Consider the following 3,369-nt stretch of genomic DNA (forward strand, 5'->3'; position numbering starts at 1 on the left):
CAGGCCAGGCTGTCAAGCCAACCTGCTGATACCACTCAACTTAATTTCTGATCAGACACTCAGGGAACTGGTAGCCATAAATCCCCTGCTCGCTGGTTCGGGCGCCGATCGACTCGTAGCGGTCGCGGAAGGCGTCATCCTCACCCACCTCGGAATTCAGACAGACTATGGCCAGGTTGCGACCTGACAGGTCGCTAGGGTGTCACACCTGGGAGCGCCGCCGGTCAGGCGCTCCTTTCAGCCTTCAAACAGGGCCGGGGAGGCCCGCGTCCAGATGTGCGGCGCCGCCAGGCTCGCGTCTGTCCAGTCTATCCTGGATCAAACGGTTTCAACCCGCTCAAAAAATCAGCAGCAAGCTTGCCGGATCTCGCGCACAGGACCACCATCGCCGGAGAACTCCAAAACGGCTGACTGACCATTCACTACCGCTCTCACATTTGCCAGCAGATCAAGAGACGGCTCGAACAGACCCGCGCCAAGATATTCGGGGGTTATCAGGTTAGCATGTCCCAATCCAAACGTATGGCCCGCCCCGATGCAACCGCTGACTTGATGACGACATGAGCAGTCTGCACAAACGTATCCGGCATGTCGGCCTGATGGCCGCTGCCAAGATGGAAATCCGCGCGTCCCGATCCTCATAAAGGGGCCGGCCTCGAGGGCCATTTTGCGCCGGAGGTTTTCGGAACACCGATTGACTGTCAGGCCATCTTCCTTTCACCGCTCGCAGCTCGTCATGTCGGGCTGGTTCTGCCCGGCGCTTTTCTATATGCGTCCGGCCGCTGTTGCCGGCGTCACAGCGTAATTCTGTCCGTGGTGCAACAACGCCCAGACCGTTCGCGCCATCTTCGCAGCCAGTGCGACGACAGCCACATTGGGATGGACCCGTGCGAGAAGGGCCCGCAGCCATGATCCGGTCGCCGTGTTGCTTTTGGCGACAGAAGGCATGGGGGATCGTGCGCCCTGGATCAGCATCTTGCGCAGGTATCTGCTTCCCCGCTTGGTGATCCCCAACAGCTTCGGCCTTCCCCCCGTAGTGGCCTGACGCGGCACAAGGCCCAGCCACGCGGCAAGGTCGCGGCCTTTCCCGAAGGTTGCTGCGTTGCCGACTGCGGCCACCAGCGCCGTGGCATTCAGCGCGCCAATGCCCGGGATTCCTGTTAGCCGAAGCGCCCGGTCGTCATTCCGGGTCATGGCTGCGAACTCCGCGTCAAAGGAGGCGATGCGGCGATCCAGTTCGTCCCAACGGATCCGCATGTCCCCAAGCAGGAACGCCATGCGCGGGGTCAGAGCGCTCGCGCCGCAATCCAGCAACTCGCCAGGCATGATGCGTAGCCTGCCGTGACCCTGGGCCACGACATATCCTCGCTCCAGCAGAAGACTTCTGATCTGGTTAGTCAACGAAGTGCGCTCGCAGACCAGACGATCGCGCACCCGGTGCAGCGTCTGGACATCCAGTTGCTCTTCAGTCTTGAGTTCTACGAACCGCATGGTTGGCCTTGTCGCCGCCTCCGCGATCGCCTCGGCATCGCGGTCGTCATTCTTCTGCGCCTTGACGTACGGGCGCACATATTCCGGCGACATCAGCCGGATCTCGTGTCCCAGCTCCGCCAGTGAACGACCCATGTGATGAGCGCCGCAACATGCCTCCATCGCCATCGTGCAAGGAGGCAGTTTTGCAGCGAACCCGATCACCCCATCGCGACGCAGGCGCCGTCGCAAAACCACCGATCCGTCTGCCTCAAGTCCGACGATGCTGCAGCTGTTCTTGCCGAGGTCGATGCCCAGGATCACTATGCTCATGGCCCGTTCCTTCCGTTCTTGAACACCGGCATCCTACACGGGCGCCGGCGGGAGGGGCGGGCCATCCATAAAGGGGGGTGGGGCAAGTGGCACCTGAACTCCACCAATCAGCCAATTTAAACACCTGATATGATGTATGAGTTCCTCGCTGGCCGCACGAAACGCTACGCATTGGCCTGACGCAACGTGGCTTTGGGACCTTATGACGATCCCATTTTGCACTATGTTCCGTTCAGGACTATCTTCCGATGAAAAAGGGGAAGGCCCATGAACACTGCGCCACAGGCCACTTTACCACAAGAGCCTTACATCCTTGGCCCCGAAATCGTCGCGCCCGAGCGTCGGAAGAGGGTAAGCGCTCCCGGTCTGCGCGCGTTTGCTACCATTGCCGACTTGTGGGACCTCAAAGAACCCGAGCGTCTACGCATTCTTGGCCATCAGCCGAAAACGGCTTTTTATGCCTGGATGCGCAAGGGGCGACAGCATCACGATCTGACCCTGGACTTCGACGTCCTGATCCGGATCTCGCTGATACTTGGCATTTATAGCGCCCTCCGAATCCTCTACGACTCAGAGGAAGCCGGACTCGAGTGGCTCAAACGCCCAAACAAAGCGTCCACATTCGGCGGCCGCGCTCCGATGGAACTCATCACGAGCGGATCACAGGACGCACTCTTCCAGGTCCGCGGTTTTCTCGACGGTGCTCGCGGCGGGCTCTTCATGGAGCCCAACGAGGCAGATGAGAACTTCCGCCCCTACACCGACACCGACATCATCTGGTCATAGATCTGGTGCGCCGGATCGGCGCCCCAACCGCGCCTTGTCGACCAGGGACCTGAAATGCTGCTGACTTCGCCCGCTCCTCGGCTTGCTTACAGGCTGATTTCGTCCCAGTTCCCTCCGATCGCCATTTTTGACAAGGTCGCCACTGCCAGGGACCTCACCGCAGCATTCGATCTGTCAGGCTGGACCAACGATCCGCAGGTCCGCGAGCGGATAGACCGCCATGACCCCTACGATCTGGTGTTCGGCATTTCAAATCCCGGCATCATTCTGGCTTCGTTCCTCCACGTTGGGAACAATGGAATGCTTTCAACGGGTGTGAACACGGGAAATAAAGTTGGCCATTAGCTGGCGTGTTTCACCGGGATAAAAGTATATCAGTCCTGCTAAACCTCCGTTTTTGGCGAAGGCTGAGGATGAATAGAGTGGAGCTTTATCAGAAAGTTCGCCGGGCCGTTCTTATTGCTGGCGACAGCCGCCGCAAGACGACCGCGTATTTTGGCATCAGCCGCAAGACGGTCGACAAAATGCTCCGGTTTCCCGAGCCACCCGCCCATGACCGCTCAGGCGTCATATACAGCCGCAAGCTGGCCGGCTTTACGGCAATCATTGATGGCATACTGGAGGCGGACCGGACGGTTCACTCCAAACAGCGCCATACCGGGACCCGGATATTTGAACGTCTTCGCGATGAACATGGCTTCAGCGGCGGGATCTCTATTATCCGCGCCTATGTATCGCGGGCGCGCCTGCGCAGCCGTGAAGTGTTCATTCCCCTGATGC

The 3,369-nt window shown here is 59.6% G+C and carries 4 protein-coding genes and 1 pseudogene; 4 read left to right on the forward strand and 1 reads right to left on the reverse strand.

Annotation, left to right across the window (positions count from 1 at the left end; translation table 11 throughout):
- Positions 1 to 187, forward strand: a 187-nt coding sequence (locus IE243_RS23260) for a hypothetical protein (protein WP_210319944.1), incomplete at its 5' end; no start/stop codon positions are given.
- Positions 188 to 765: 578 nt separating this feature from the next.
- Here the strand turns inward: IE243_RS23260 and IE243_RS21380 are convergent.
- Positions 766 to 1,803 carry an IS110 family RNA-guided transposase gene (locus IE243_RS21380; RefSeq protein ID WP_191321337.1) on the reverse strand — a complete coding sequence of 346 codons (1,038 nt, stop codon included), beginning with the start codon at positions 1,801 to 1,803 and terminating at the stop codon, positions 766 to 768.
- A 267-nt stretch (positions 1,804 to 2,070) separates the two neighbouring features.
- Between IE243_RS21380 and IE243_RS21385 the strand changes: the two genes are divergently transcribed.
- The 3 genes and pseudogenes from IE243_RS21385 to IE243_RS21395 form a co-directional block, all read left to right on the forward strand.
- Positions 2,071 to 2,589, forward strand: coding sequence for an antitoxin Xre/MbcA/ParS toxin-binding domain-containing protein (locus IE243_RS21385; protein ID WP_191321338.1), 519 nt, complete (start codon positions 2,071 to 2,073; stop codon positions 2,587 to 2,589).
- Between the two features lie 54 nt (positions 2,590 to 2,643).
- A complete protein-coding gene (locus tag IE243_RS21390; RefSeq protein WP_191321339.1) occupies positions 2,644 to 2,934 on the forward strand; it encodes a hypothetical protein in 291 nt (96 codons plus the stop codon).
- 68 nt (positions 2,935 to 3,002) lie between these two features.
- A pseudogene (locus tag IE243_RS21395) lies at positions 3,003 to 3,369 on the forward strand (IS21-like element ISFlsp1 family transposase); the annotation flags it as partial.

The organism is Camelimonas fluminis (assembly GCF_014656355.1).
Classification (GTDB): domain Bacteria; phylum Pseudomonadota; class Alphaproteobacteria; order Rhizobiales; family Beijerinckiaceae; genus Camelimonas; species Camelimonas fluminis.